General features: G+C 40.3%; 14 protein-coding genes and 1 riboswitch. All 14 genes read right to left on the bottom strand.

The annotated features are described in order from the left end of the window. Positions 1–95: 95 nt before the first annotated feature. On the bottom strand, positions 96–557 hold the full coding sequence (locus BN1082_RS07360) for a GNAT family N-acetyltransferase (RefSeq protein ID WP_090632810.1): 462 nt from the start codon (positions 555–557) through the stop codon (positions 96–98). A 132-nt stretch (positions 558–689) separates the two neighbouring features. Further along, positions 690–1,484: a sporulation protein YunB gene (yunB, locus tag BN1082_RS07355; protein WP_090632809.1), complete on the bottom strand. Its 795-nt coding sequence runs from the start codon at positions 1,482–1,484 to the stop codon at positions 690–692. A gap of 87 nt (positions 1,485–1,571) precedes the next feature. Beyond that, positions 1,572–1,874: a YunC family protein gene (locus BN1082_RS07350; RefSeq protein WP_090633227.1), complete on the bottom strand. Its 303-nt coding sequence runs from the start codon at positions 1,872–1,874 to the stop codon at positions 1,572–1,574. A 59-nt stretch (positions 1,875–1,933) separates the two neighbouring features. Further along, positions 1,934–2,758: a sulfite exporter TauE/SafE family protein gene (locus BN1082_RS07345; protein WP_090632807.1), complete on the bottom strand. Its 825-nt coding sequence runs from the start codon at positions 2,756–2,758 to the stop codon at positions 1,934–1,936. Between the two features lie 92 nt (positions 2,759–2,850). Beyond that, positions 2,851–3,696, bottom strand: a complete 846-nt coding sequence (locus tag BN1082_RS07340; RefSeq protein ID WP_090632805.1) for a DUF72 domain-containing protein — start codon at positions 3,694–3,696, stop codon at positions 2,851–2,853. 84 nt (positions 3,697–3,780) lie between these two features. After that, positions 3,781–5,178 carry a Fe-S cluster assembly protein SufB gene (sufB, locus tag BN1082_RS07335; protein WP_090632804.1) on the bottom strand — a complete coding sequence of 466 codons (1,398 nt, stop codon included), beginning with the start codon at positions 5,176–5,178 and terminating at the stop codon, positions 3,781–3,783. Between the two features lie 150 nt (positions 5,179–5,328). Next, positions 5,329–5,763 carry a Fe-S cluster assembly sulfur transfer protein SufU gene (gene sufU / locus BN1082_RS07330; protein WP_090632802.1) on the bottom strand — a complete coding sequence of 145 codons (435 nt, stop codon included), beginning with the start codon at positions 5,761–5,763 and terminating at the stop codon, positions 5,329–5,331. Further along, positions 5,753–6,982 carry a cysteine desulfurase gene (locus BN1082_RS07325; protein ID WP_090632801.1) on the bottom strand — a complete coding sequence of 410 codons (1,230 nt, stop codon included), beginning with the start codon at positions 6,980–6,982 and terminating at the stop codon, positions 5,753–5,755. Before BN1082_RS07325 ends, sufU begins: the two co-directional genes overlap by 11 nt. Next, positions 6,982–8,292 (bottom strand): Fe-S cluster assembly protein SufD, encoded by a 1,311-nt coding sequence (gene sufD, locus BN1082_RS07320; protein WP_090632799.1) that lies wholly within the window; start codon positions 8,290–8,292, stop codon positions 6,982–6,984. The genes BN1082_RS07325 and sufD overlap by 1 nt, the downstream gene beginning before the upstream one ends. Before the next feature lie 18 nt (positions 8,293–8,310). Beyond that, positions 8,311–9,096 carry a Fe-S cluster assembly ATPase SufC gene (sufC, locus tag BN1082_RS07315; protein WP_090632797.1) on the bottom strand — a complete coding sequence of 262 codons (786 nt, stop codon included), beginning with the start codon at positions 9,094–9,096 and terminating at the stop codon, positions 8,311–8,313. 591 nt (positions 9,097–9,687) lie between these two features. Next, positions 9,688–10,524: a MetQ/NlpA family ABC transporter substrate-binding protein gene (locus BN1082_RS07310; protein WP_090632795.1), complete on the bottom strand. Its 837-nt coding sequence runs from the start codon at positions 10,522–10,524 to the stop codon at positions 9,688–9,690. Positions 10,525–10,538: 14 nt separating this feature from the next. After that, positions 10,539–11,210 carry a methionine ABC transporter permease gene (locus tag BN1082_RS07305; protein ID WP_090632794.1) on the bottom strand — a complete coding sequence of 224 codons (672 nt, stop codon included), beginning with the start codon at positions 11,208–11,210 and terminating at the stop codon, positions 10,539–10,541. Beyond that, on the bottom strand, positions 11,203–12,228 hold the full coding sequence (locus tag BN1082_RS07300) for a methionine ABC transporter ATP-binding protein (RefSeq protein ID WP_090632793.1): 1,026 nt from the start codon (positions 12,226–12,228) through the stop codon (positions 11,203–11,205). The genes BN1082_RS07305 and BN1082_RS07300 overlap by 8 nt, the downstream gene beginning before the upstream one ends. A 121-nt stretch (positions 12,229–12,349) precedes the next feature. After that, positions 12,350–12,456: riboswitch (SAM riboswitch) on the bottom strand. Between the two features lie 128 nt (positions 12,457–12,584). Beyond that, positions 12,585–13,901 carry an O-acetylhomoserine aminocarboxypropyltransferase/cysteine synthase family protein gene (locus tag BN1082_RS07295; RefSeq protein WP_090632791.1) on the bottom strand — a complete coding sequence of 439 codons (1,317 nt, stop codon included), beginning with the start codon at positions 13,899–13,901 and terminating at the stop codon, positions 12,585–12,587. Positions 13,902–13,928: the final 27 nt, after the last annotated feature.

Genomic DNA, 13,928 nt, shown 5'->3' with positions numbered 1-13,928 from the left:
CTTCAATCAGTACATTCAATACTTTCGACAGGCTACAAGGGCTATCCTACTTACTTTAGCAATAAGAAAAAGCCAACCTATCTGCTTAATAAAAATCACAAATAATCGACAGGAAGAAAAAATACTTCTTCTTCTCCCCATACTTCACCTGAAAAAAGAAAGCCAAAACTCGTATAAAGTTTACGCGCTACAGGGTTATCTTTATTAACAGCTAAACGAATTTCTTTACACTGTGTAAATCTATTCACTATCCATTGAACGGCCTCAGATAATGCAGCCCTACCGTATCCTCTTCCCTGATACCTTTCATCAATGATAAATCCATTTATCCAATACATATTGGTTGTATCGTAAGCATGCATGATAAATCCAACCATTGTTTCATTGTCATAGATGGCAAAAGGGATATATTCAACATTATCACCATCTGGTTTAATATAAACTTTAGCAAGGGACACGGCTACTGGCGGAGCAAATTTACTTTGCTCATTCTTAACTTTCAGTTTTAGAGCTTCCTCCCAATTTTCTCTTGTAACTCGTTTTAATTGTACCTTCACTATGTTACCCCCTCACTCTGTCATGAAAATTAACAATATATATCTTTTCTTCGGCTTCCATTGAAATTCCTTCTTAATATAATTAGGTAAGGAGTAGAAGTTATCGCTCCCTATTCCCACCAACAGTCCTATTCAATGCCCAGATTTTTTGGAAGTATCAGTAGAATCTCCGGTTTTAGGTAGTTGAATCGAGGGGGATGTTCCCCCGCCGGTATTATAAAACTGCGGAACATCTCCTTGAAAATACGTCCCTCCAACTGGAATGGTTTGTTTAAGATTTGTAATTTTTGTCGCAAATGGCGTGATGATTTGTATAGATACTAAGATATCGATGGAAACACCCAGATACGAATTATTGATTCCGACTTGCTCTGTTTTTATTTTTACATCGGGTTGAACATCCCCAATCGCATGAAATCTGACTGGGATTCTTGGCCCTAGGTTTCCGAATAAGGCAATGCGTGTGGCTTGACCTAACGGAACATACCAGACAATTCCATCTTCATTATTTGTATTGTTCGTTTCAATTTTAACGTCCGTCAATTGTTCTAAAGAAGCAAGATCTCCTGCTCTTGCTACCTTTAAATTTTTTTGAATTTGGGCGGTGGTTTCCGCTAATACCTGGTTGATATACGGCGTATTTAGCTTCGCAATCGGTTTCCCACCATTTTCATTTGGAACTATGATGATGGCATCGGTATTTCCACTAATTTCTGTCGTACGCTTCGTAATCGCCTTGTTAATGACAAGCGTAGCAACATTTCTAGTTTCTAATTCTGCATATTTCATTAAGGTTGGCTCAATGCCTTTATTGACAATCCACAATCCTGCTGCAGTTGAAAAAAGGAAAAAGACAAACGTTAGCAACAGCACATACCTTAGCGGCAATGGTCCTTTCTTTGGAAGCCGTGCGCGAAACTTTGCCAAGGCAATCCCCCCTTCATGCTAAATGTATGCTGAGAAAAAGGGAACTAGCCTAATAAAATAAAAAAAGCTTGCCACTTAAGCAAGCTTTTAGATCATTTTCAGCATGGCCTCTTTTCCTATCATTCCGGGATAGATGCCTTGTTTTTCTGCCTCAAATGTTACGGACTCCAAAGGGGCATTTAGGAGCTGTTCAATCGTTTTTACCCCAACGGCTCTTCCGGCAATCACATTACGGTCCTTTAATTTCTCATTCAATAAGCCGATATCTAGGGCACCGCACATAATATATCCTTTATTACTTGTCACAACAAGCAGTGTTGTTTTAGGGAGTAATACGGTGACAGCCTTAAACATGTGGCCGTCGATTTCAATTGGCGATAGTTCAATCAAGTGCATACACTCCTTTCCTCCTTAACACATTATGAAAAAGGAAGAAAAAGCGTGTATTCTTATCCCTTGAATCCTTCGTAAATTAACTGAACTCCGATAATAACTAGAATCGTTCTTAAAATGATGACAATCGTTCTACTTTTTAATTTTGAATTTAAATATACACCAATGTTTGCCCCAATCCAGGCCCCCGGAATTAAGGCAATAGCATACATCCAGTTAACATTTCCCAACGCCAAATGCGTAATCGAGCCTAAAATGGAGGTTGGTAAAATCATAAACATCGATGTCGCTACGGCAACATGTGGTGGAAAGAAAAATAAGAGGATCATCGTCGGTACCATTAACGAACCGCCACCAACACCAAAAATACCAGACAAAAACCCAACTATAAAAGAAATAAGTACAGCCAAATAAGGATTAAAGCCGTATTCAAAGGTTTTCCCTTCGTTATCCGTAAAGGAGCGGACAATTCCTTTTTCTTTGCGAAAAGGAATTGGTTTTAGTTTATCTTTTAACAATAATACTAAGGAAACCAAGATAATGAATATGCCAAAAAAAAGATTAAAGGCGTGAAAATTTAATTTTTCTGTCACCCACGCCCCAAGAATTCCTCCTGGTCCACTCCCTATCAGAAAGATGAGCCCGCTTTTATAATCAATGGTTTTTCTTTTCATATAGGCTATCGTTGATGATAATCCTGTAAAAATCATCGTAAATAACGATGTTCCTGCCGCTACCTGTGGCGAGATATGACCGCCAAACAAGGATAATGAACCAAGATAGAGCAAAGTAGGAACTACAATAATCCCACCACCTAAACCAATCAACGATCCTAGAGAACTAGCAAAGAGCCCTACTAACACCAAAACTATCCATTCCATGTTTTCACCTTCTAAAATGGTAACTATTTAAAAAAAAGATACATTTTTCATTAGGAGACTTCTATCCACAACTCCGCCCTGTTTACGGTCTTTTAAAATAAATCCAGCTGTCGGGGGGCAAGTCCTTCATATTCTAACCCCAAAATGGTCATCATCTCTTTTGCATTGTCAGCTGCATCTCCGCCGGAATTATTGTTAAAAAGCAGGTATACATTAGAACAATCCTCAGTTAATTTTCGAATAGATGATGCCCATTTTTGAAGCTCTGTATTATTATATCTATATAAGTAACGAACATCACGCCAATTTTCAGCATTTTTCTTCTGCCAGCCGTGAACATTACGACCATGAAACCTTACAAGAACGCGATCAGGATTGACTGCTTCTAGTACAGTCGGAATCGAGCCTTCGCCTGATTGCGGCTCATCACAAATGCTGTGAATCCATTTTTCAGCTTTCATAAAGTCAAGTGTTCCTTGATGATACTTGGGCGAGAACCAGGATTGATGTCTAAATTCGAGGGCACAGGGAAGATCGTCCATTTTCCTTTTGCACCATCTTAAATACTCAACATTTTCACGGGTACAAGCGAACCATGGCGGGAATTGAAAAAGAATCATGGCAAGTTTATTGCCGTTTATGTACGGTTCAAGCGAGTCTTTAAATGCTGTGAACATGTCTTGTTTATTTTCAAAAGGTATTTCGCCTCGTAAATGTCCTGTCATGCCTTGATAGGCTTTAACGACAAATTGAAAAGAATCAGGTGTTTCATTGACCCACTTTTCAGCATTCCGTTTTGGCTGGATGGCATAGAATGCCGAATCCACTTCCACGACTGGAAAATGGCCTGCATATTCCTTTAGCTTATTCCGTGGGGCTATTTGGCCGGAATAAAGACTGTCGTGATCACCCCAACCGGTAACACCAACATAAATCATTAGAACTCACCTCCTTTTCATCATAACACATCAAGTATGGCTAATAAAAAACCGCTTGCCAGTTCTGGCAAAGCGGATTTTTTATTAACCGATAGAACCTTCCATCTCAAACTTTATGAGACGATTCATTTCAACGGCATATTCCATTGGCAATTCTTTTGTAAATGGCTCGATGAAGCCCATGACGATCATTTCCGTTGCTTCTTGCTCGGAAATACCGCGGCTCATCAAGTAGAAAAGCTGCTCTTCAGAAACTTTGGAAACCTTCGCTTCGTGTTCAAGCGAAATATTGTCATTTAAGATTTCGTTGTATGGAATCGTATCAGATGTTGATTGATTATCCATAATTAACGTATCACATTCGATATTGGCACGAGCGCCTTCGGCATTGCGTCCAAATTTGACGATACCGCGATAGGTAACTTTACCGCCGTGTTTAGAAATCGATTTTGAAACGATTGTAGAAGAGGTGTTTGGAGCTAAATGAATCATTTTTGCTCCAGCATCCTGGTGCTGACCTTTACCGGCAATGGCAATCGATAATGTCAAACCACGGGCACCTTCTCCTTTTAAAATAACAGCAGGATATTTCATGGTAAGCTTAGAACCAATGTTACCGTCAATCCATTCCATCGTAGCATTTTCTTCACAAACAGCACGTTTTGTTACAAGGTTAAAAACGTTGTTTGCCCAGTTTTGAATCGTTGTGTAACGGCAATAAGCATTTTTCTTAATAATAATTTCTACAACCGCACTGTGTAGGGAGTTGGTTGTATAAACAGGTGCTGTACAACCTTCTACGTAGTGTACATGGGCACCTTCATCCACGATGATCAACGTTCTTTCAAATTGTCCCATGTTTTCTGAGTTAATGCGGAAATACGCCTGTAATGGTGTATCCACTTTAATTCCAGGTGGTACATAAATGAAAGAGCCGCCTGACCAAACTGCAGAGTTTAACGCTGCAAATTTATTATCGGTTGGTGGAATTACTTTTGCCCAATGCTCACGGAAAATGTCTTCATTTTCTCTAAGAGCAGAGTCGGTATCTTTAAAGACGATTCCTAATTCTTCAAGGTCTTCCTTCATGTTGTGGTAAACAACCTCTGACTCATATTGAGCAGAAACCCCGGCAAGATATTTTTGCTCGGCCTCTGGAATTCCAAGCTTATCAAAGGTCGCTTTAATTTCCTCTGGAACTTCATCCCATGATTTCTCAGATTTCTCAGATGGTTTTACATAATAAGTAATTTCATCAAAGTTTAATGAACTTAAGTCTCCACCCCATTGTGGCATTGGCATATTATAGAAATGCTCAAGTGATTTCAAGCGGAAATCAAGCATCCACTGAGGTTCACTCTTCATTTTTGAAATCTCTTCAACAATTTCACGTGTCAATCCACGCTTTGAACGGAATATGGAAACGTCTTTATCGGCAAAACCATATTTATAATCACCGATTTCCGGCATTTTTTTCGCCATCGTCGTGTTCCTCCTTTTTAGAAAACTAGAGCACCTTGGTTAGGGCGACATCCATAAAACGTCGCCTGCCCTCAAGGTAGATGCGGCTAATGACTACAAGGCGCTAGAGCTAGACAATAGCCTTCACATCACGTTTTCAGTATTTTATCGTTATTCCTCTTCTGTTAACCCTTTTTCCATTGCTTTCCACGCTAAAGTGGCGCATTTAATTCTTGCCGGAAATTTGGAAACACCTTGGAGTGCTTCAATATCTCCTAAATCGATATCATCATCATAGTCTTTTCCTTGTATCATTTCAGAAAAGATTTTGGCTAGTTTTAGTGCTTCATCTACTTTTTTTCCTTTAATCGCCTGGGTCATCATCGAGGCTGACGACATCGAAATGGAGCAGCCTTCCCCCTCATATTTTGCGTTTGTGACTACTCCATCCTCGACTTTCAAGGATAATTGAATTCGGTCACCGCATGTAGGGTTATTCATATTAATTGTATGACTGCCATCTTCCAAAATTCCGCGATTCCGCGGCCTTTTATAGTGATCCATAATGACTTGGCGATAAAGTGCGTCTAAATTATTAGAAGACATCGCTGAAATACTCCTTTGTTTTAACAAGCCCTTCAACTAATTTATCAATATCCTCTTCGGTATTATAGAGGTAAAAACTTGCTCTTGCTGTAGCCGACACATTCAGCCATCTCATTAGCGGCTGAGCGCAATGATGACCGGCACGGACAGCTATCCCCTCTGCATCCAAGACAGTGGCAACGTCGTGTGGGTGAACATCATTTATATTAAAGGTAACGAGACCGGCACGTTTTTCCGGAACAAGCGGGCCATAAATGGCTAGCCCTTCTACCGAAGAAAGCTTATCCAAGGCATAGCCAGTAAGCTTATGCTCGTACTCTGCAATATTTTCCAAACCTATTTCACTTAAAAAGTCAATGGCAGCACCAAGTCCAATAGCACCGGCAATGATTGGCGTTCCGCCTTCGAATTTCCAAGGAAGCTCCTTCCATGTCGACTCATACAGTTGAACAAAATCAATCATTTCACCGCCAAACTCAATTGGCTCCATTTTTTCAAGCAGATGTTTTTTTCCATAAAGAACACCGATTCCGGTTGGACCACACATCTTGTGGCCAGAAAAAGCTAGGAAATCACAATCCAAATCTTGAACATCTATTCTCATATGTGGAGCACTTTGAGCGCCATCGACGACCATGATAGCGCCATTTTCATGAGCAATTTTAGCAATTTCTTTCACAGGATTGATGCTGCCAAGTACGTTTGAGACCTGCATGACAGAAACAATTTTAGTGTTAGGTGTCACAGTAGCACGGACGTCATCAAGCGAAATTGTTCCATCTTCTTGAAGCGGGATATATTTCAATACCGCGCCGGTTTTTTTGGCAACCTGCTGCCACGGAATAATATTACTATGATGCTCCATGTGAGTAATGGCGATTTCATCACCGGGGTTTAAATTAGCCGCCCCGTAGCTTGACGCCACTGTATTGATTGAGGTCGTTGTTCCTCTTGTAAAAATAACTTCTTGGATTGATTTTGCATTAATAAATTTGCGAACCTTTTCCCTTGCTCCCTCATAGGCATCGGTTGCCTTTGTACCAAGGGTATGCACACCGCGGTGGACATTGGAATTGATTTCGCGATAATATTTTTCAATTGCCTCAATGACTTGAACCGGCTTTTGCGAGGTGGCAGAGCTGTCCAAATAAACAAGCGGGTTACCGTTTACCTCTTGATTTAAGATTGGAAACTGACGACGAATATCTTTGATATCCATTATCGTACTTTCCTTTCAATCACTTCTGTTAATTGCTTTTTAACTCCTTCAATTGGCAGTTGATCGACAACTGGCGCAAGGAAGCCATGAATGACTAAGCGCTCTGCTTCCTTTTTCGGAATTCCACGGCTCATTAGATAATACAACTGAACCGGGTCGACACGACCAACGGAAGCAGCGTGACCTGCCATTACATCATCTTCATCAATTAACAAAATAGGATTGGCATCACCGCGTGCTTTTTCACTAAGCATTAATACGCGTGATGTTTGTTCAGCATCAGATTTAGATGCACCATGTTCAATTTTACCAATTCCGTTAAAGACGGTAGTCGCACTGTCCTTTACAACTCCATGGTTTAAGATGTTTCCTTGTGTATGTTTACCAAAATGAACAACCTTTGTCGTGAAGTTTTGCGTTTGCTCGCCGCGTCCAACGACAACAGTTTTTGTATCGCCAACTGAACCATCGCCGATTAGGGTTGTTGTATTTTCGGAAATCGTATTTCCTTCATTCATTAAGCCCAGCGCCCATTCAATTCTGGCGTCTCTTCCAGCAATTCCGCGGCGGTTTACATAGGTGGTAACCCCTTTGGCAAGATGATCAACCGCACCATATTGAATTTTGGCATTTGTGCCCGCAATTACTTCAGTTGCAATATTGAATACACTGCTTGTTGTATCCACTGTTGAAATATAGTTTTCTACATATGTGACAGAACTATTATCATCTGCAACCACAATTACATGGTTCAGAAGGCTTGCTTCTGCGTCATCATGCACATAAACTACTTGAATCGGCTCTTTAATCTCTACATTTTTCGGAATGTAAAGAAAAGCTCCGCCGTTAACAAGTGCTGCGTTTAGTGCAGTTAAACGATGTTCGTCAACCTTGATGGCTTGTGTCATAAAATATTTCTGCACGAGGGCAGCATGTTCACGAACGGCTGTCAAAATATCAGTAAAAATGACACCCTTGTTCTTCAGATCCTCTGACAAAGAAAGAAAAGCAGGTGTTTGATTACGTTGAATATATAGATTTTTATTCTCAGCATCAAGATCAATTAATGATTTCACTTCTTCTGGTAATTCAGATAGAGAAGTGAAAGGATTGCTTTTTACATTCAAATGTTTAAAATGGGTAAAATTCCATTTGTCGATTTTTGTTTTATCCGGTCTAGGCATTGGTAGTGTTTCGAACTGGCTTAATGCTTGAAGTCGAAACTCTTCAAACCATGCAGGTTCGCCCATTTCTTTGGAGAAGGAACGAACAGACTCTTTGTCAAAAGGTAATTTTGTTTCTGTTGTCATTGTAATCCTCCTAACTGCTTACGCTTCTTGCTCAACTGTTTCATCTTCAATTCCAAGTTCTTTCTTGATCCAGTCATATCCTTCTGCTTCTAAGCGTTGTGCAAGCTCAGGTCCGCCAGACTTCACAATACGGCCTTGCATCATAACATGCACATGGTCAGGAGTGATATAATTTAAAAGGCGTTGATAGTGTGTAATCATTAAACAGCCGAAATCTTCGCCGCGCATTTCATTGATTCCCTTTGAAACCACTTTTAAGGCGTCAATATCAAGGCCTGAGTCGATTTCATCGAGGATAGCAATTTTCGGTTCTATCATCATTAATTGCAGAATTTCGTTACGTTTTTTCTCCCCGCCTGAGAAACCTTCATTTAAGTAACGTTGTGCCATATCAAGATCCATTTCCAGGAATTCCATTTTCTCATCCATTTTACGGATAAATTTCATCAAGGAAATTTCATTACCCTCACCGCGACGGCTATTGATAGCAGAACGTAGGAAATCGGCATTTGTTACACCGTTAATTTCACTAGGGTATTGCATAGCAAGGAACAGACCGGCACGTGCACGCTCATCCACTTCCATTTCAAGAACGTTTTGTCCATCTAACATAATGCTGCCACTTGTTACCTCATATTTTGGATGTCCCATGATAGCAGAAGAAAGCGTTGACTTACCAGTACCGTTTGGACCCATGATGGCATGGATTTCGCCGCCCTTTACTTCCAGATTAACACCCTTTAAAATTTCTTTCCCATCAATTTCTACATGTAAATCTTTGACCGTTAAAGTTGATCCAGACATATTTATACCTCCGTAAATCATTATTGTATCCTATAGACCAAGGTTGGCCTAAAATGCAATTCTCAATCTATTCTCATTACAATCTTATAACAAATGAAATGTATTATCAACTCCTAAACAGTCATAACAAGGAAATGATTTTCACTAATTATTGGCCAATTGAGAATAAGAAAAGATATATATAGCATTTAAATAAACGTTCTTGAAAATTTTAAAATAGAACCATGTGATTTTTGTCACACCCAATTAAAATAATACCGCTTTTTTTTATCATTTGCCAAGTTTATTCGCTCTTATCCGAAGGCTATTTTTAGTATGCTAGCAAATTTATATTTAATCACATTAAAAATAAAGAAAAGCGCAAGGCGCCCGTTCAGCGACGTATGGACTGGAGCTTTTCGACTGAGATAAAGGAAACACGGAGAGCGTAGCGATCCGATGTTGACTTATCGTAGGGAGAAGAGCGAAGTCCACTAGTCGTTGGGCGCCTGAAGCTGGACAATTCTCGAAGTCAAATTTATGCTTTCTTATCAAACAAGAAAAGCCAGCGAATGTTCCGCTGACTGCCCTTTTTCTACCTATATATATAGACTACTTAGAAACTGGTACGACTGCACCTTTGTATTGTTGAATAATCCAATCTTGGATTTCTTTAGACTGAAGTACTTCAACAAGAGTTTTGATGGCTGGTTTGTTTTCATCACCTTTGCGAACAGCAACGACGTTTACATATGGTGAATTCTTATCTTCGAGTGAAATCGCATCCTTCATTGGATTTAATCCAGCTTGAAGTGCAAAGTTAGAGTTGATTAACACAGCATCGCCTTCGCCGTTTTGATAAATTTTTGGCAATAATGCTGCATCATAGTTGGCATCAAATTTAAGATGCTTTGGATTGTCAACAACATCCTGAATAGTTGCTTTTGATTTTTCAATTCCTGGTTTTAATTTGATTAGACCTGAATTTTCAAGTAATGTTAGCAAACGGCCATGGTCAGATACAGAGTTGCTCATGATGATATGGGCGCCGTCTGGAAGGTCACTTAACTTTTTGTATTTCTTGGAATAAATTCCGATTGGCTCGATATGAATACCGCCAGCATTAACAAAATTATAACCAAACTGTTTATTTTGTAAATCTAAGTAAGGGATAGTTTGAAAGTAGTTAGCATCCAGTTGTTTCGATGCCAAGGTTTTGTTTGGTAACACATAATCTTGGAATGTTTTAATCTCGAGATCAATACCTTTTTTCTTTAAAATTGGTTTGGCCTGCTCCAAAATTTGTGCGTGAGGAATATTCGATGCCCCTACCACTAGTTTTGTTACTCCTTTGTCACTGGTTCCTTTTGCTGTATTTGTTGACGTTCCGCAAGCACCTAAAACAAGGGCAAGCGATAATGCTAAACATAAACTAATCCATTTTTTCATGTTGACCTCTCCTTTTACCGTTTATCTAATTTTTTGGTAATAGCATCCCCAATAAACTGAATCACAAACACAATGACCAAAATGATAATCGTAGCGACAAAAGTGACATCATTTCGGTTTTGTTCGAAGCCTTGCAGATAAGCAAGGTTTCCTAAGCCCCCAGCTCCAATTACACCCGCCATTGCCGTGTAACTGATAAGTGCAATTGCCGTAACCGTAATTCCTGAAACAAGTGCCGGCATCGATTCCGGAAGCAAGACCTTAAAGATAATGGTACCTGTCGTCGCCCCCATCGACTTAGCTGCCTCGATTACACCTTTATCAATTTCTCTAAGCCCGATTTCCACCATTCTGGCATAGAACGGGGCGGCCCCAATAATCAATGCAGGCAGAGCAGCGTTTTCTCCAATCATCGTCTTAAACAAAATGTTCGTAAATGGGATTAATAAGACAATTAAGATAATGAAAGGAACAGAACGAAAGATATTCACAATTGCACTTATTACTATGTTCACCGGCTTATTCTGCCACATATTCCCCGGCGATGTTAAGAATAGAATTAATCCAAGGAAAATTCCAAGAACAAAGGTAGCTACCACAGAAATTCCTGACATATAAAGGGTTTGAAGTGTAGCCTCCCACATTGCCTGCCAATCAATATCTTTGAAAGCATGATAATTATCCATTTGTTACCACCTCCACACCAACCTGCTGCGAACGAATGAAGTCCACCGCTTTGTTCACTTCATCATTTTCACCATCGAGATGAATGAAGAGGGTACCATAGGAACCGCTTTGGGTTTGTGAAATTTTCCCCTGTAAGATATTAACCGTGACAGGATATTGACGAATTAAATTCGTAATGACCGGCTGTTCAGCCGAATCCCCGATAAAAGTTAACTGGACTACCTGCCCGGAATGATAACGTTCAAGTAAATGCTCTGCTGTTTCTTTCGTTTCCTCAGGCTCGGTAACCTGCTGCACGAATCTTTTCGTAATTGGCTGCTGCGGGTTTTTAAATACATCCAAGACAGCGCCAAGCTCGACCATTCGGCCGCCTTCCATAACCGCTACCCTATGGCAGATTTTACGGATCACATGCATCTCATGAGTGATTAACACAATCGTAAGTCCAAGTCTTTTATTAATATCAACTAACAAATCCAAAATCGAATCAGTTGTCTGTGGATCAAGTGCTGATGTTGCCTCATCGCAAAGCAATACCTTAGGATTATTGGCCAGTGCCCTTGCTATCCCGACCCTTTGCTTTTGGCCGCCGCTTAGCTGCGAAGGATAGGCATTCTCCCTTCCCTCTAAGCCCACAAGCTTAATCAGTTCACCTACACGTTTTTGCCGCTCAGCACCCTTTACTCCGGCAATCTCTAATGGAAAGGCAATATTTTCACTTACCGTCCTTGACCACAGTAAGTTGAAATGCTGAAAAATCATGCTGATCTCTTGTCGAGCTTTTCTCAGCTCACTGCCTTTTATTTTAGAGATTTCTCTTTTTCCTACCGTGATAGATCCCTCTGTAGGAATTTCCAGACCATTTAGCATTCGGATTAACGTGCTTTTCCCAGCACCGCTGTAGCCGATGATACCGAAGATTTCTCCTTCATTGATGACTACATTTACATCATCAACCGCTTTCAGTTGGCCTTGTTTCGAAGGAAAGATCTTTTTGACATTTTTGATGGTAATCATTGAATCGCCTTCCTTTTTATCCAATCATTGAATATAGGGTTTGATGGTTTTAAGAATTCTATTTTGGAAAAACAAAAAACCTTTCTGCACAGGCAGAAAGGCATAATAAATCAAGACCTTTCTCCCATCTCTCAAAGCCTAAGCTTTGTGTGAATTGGCACCATTTCAATTTACATTGACGGTTGCCGGGCTTCATCGGGCACATCCCTCCACCTCTCTTGATAAGAGCTATCGCATCCTATATTCAATTGAAAAATTATTGTAAGCTAAAATTTAATTACAAAAGCTATGGTATCACGGATAAAAAGGGGTGTCAATGAAAATAATCTATATAATCAAAAAATACAGGTGGAAATTTATGCATTTGTTTTTAATGAAGATAGTCCTGTTGCTACTTCGATCGCATATTCCAAATCCTCGATTAAATCCTCTACATTTTCAATTCCAATCGAAAGACGAATGAGATCCTCTGTGACGCCTGATGCCTTTAGTCCTTCCGCATCAAGCTGTTGATGGGTAGTGCTCGCAGGGTGAATAATTAAACTTTTGGCATCACCGACATTGGCAACATGGGCCCAGAGTGTAATCGCATTGATTAATTTCGCTCCGGCCTCTTTCCCGCCTTTAATCCCGAATACGACCATCGATCCGGCACCCTTTGGTAAATACTTCTGAGCCAAATCATAATCAGGATGAGACTGATCCCCCGGATAGGATACCCACTCAACTGCAGGATGATTTTTCAAATATTTCACTACTTGTTTCGTATTAGCCACATGCTCTTTCATACGAACATGAAGGGTTTCAAGACCAAGTACAAACTGAAACGCATTTTGCGGACTTAAAGATGGTCCAAGATCCCTTAACAGCTGCACCCGCGCCTTAATAATATAGGCGATCGCACCTAAAGCTTCAGCATAAACAAGATCATGATAGCTAGCATCTGGAGTCGTGAACCCAGGGAATTTCGGTGAATTCCAATCAAACTTGCCGCCATCAACTATGACGCCTCCCGTTGTCGTTCCATTTCCTAACAACCATTTTGTTGCAGAGTGAACGACGATATCGGCACCATGTTCAATGGGGCGGCAAAGGTAAGGTGTTGCAAACGTATTATCAACAATCAAGGGGACACCCGCTTCATGAGCGATTTCAGCCACTTTTTCAATATCTAATACTTGTAAACTTGGATTTCCAATCGTCTCAGCAAAAACAGCTTTTGTTTTTTCTGTGATCGCAGCACGGAAATTATCCGGATTTTCCGGATCAACAAATTTTACGTTAATTCCGTATTTAGGAAGCGTGACGGCAAATAAATTATAGGTTCCTCCATAAAGAGTAGTCGCAGAGACAATTTCATCTCCAGCTTGAGCAAGATTTAAAACGGCTAGCGTAATCGCTGCCATTCCGCTAGCAACTGCTAGTGCACCGACCCCGCCTTCCAAAAGGGCAACCCTTTCTTCAAAAACAGTGGTGGTTGGATTATGAATTCGGGTATAGATGTATCCAGGCTCCGCTAGGGAAAACAAGTTTGCCGCATGTTCCGTACTCTTAAACTGGTAGGCATTGTTTTGATAAATCGGTACAGCACGAGCACCTGTTACAGGATCTGGTGACAAACCTCCATGAACACTTAACGTTTCAAATCGATACTTTTTTTGCTTTTCCGCCATTTCATTCACTCCTTTTTATGAGATAAG

The sequence above is a fragment of the Neobacillus massiliamazoniensis genome (assembly GCF_001048695.1).
Lineage (GTDB): Bacteria > Bacillota > Bacilli > Bacillales > Cytobacillaceae > Neobacillus > Neobacillus massiliamazoniensis.
Note: the sequence above shows the minus strand (reverse complement) of the source record. Positions and strands in the feature narration are given on the sequence as shown.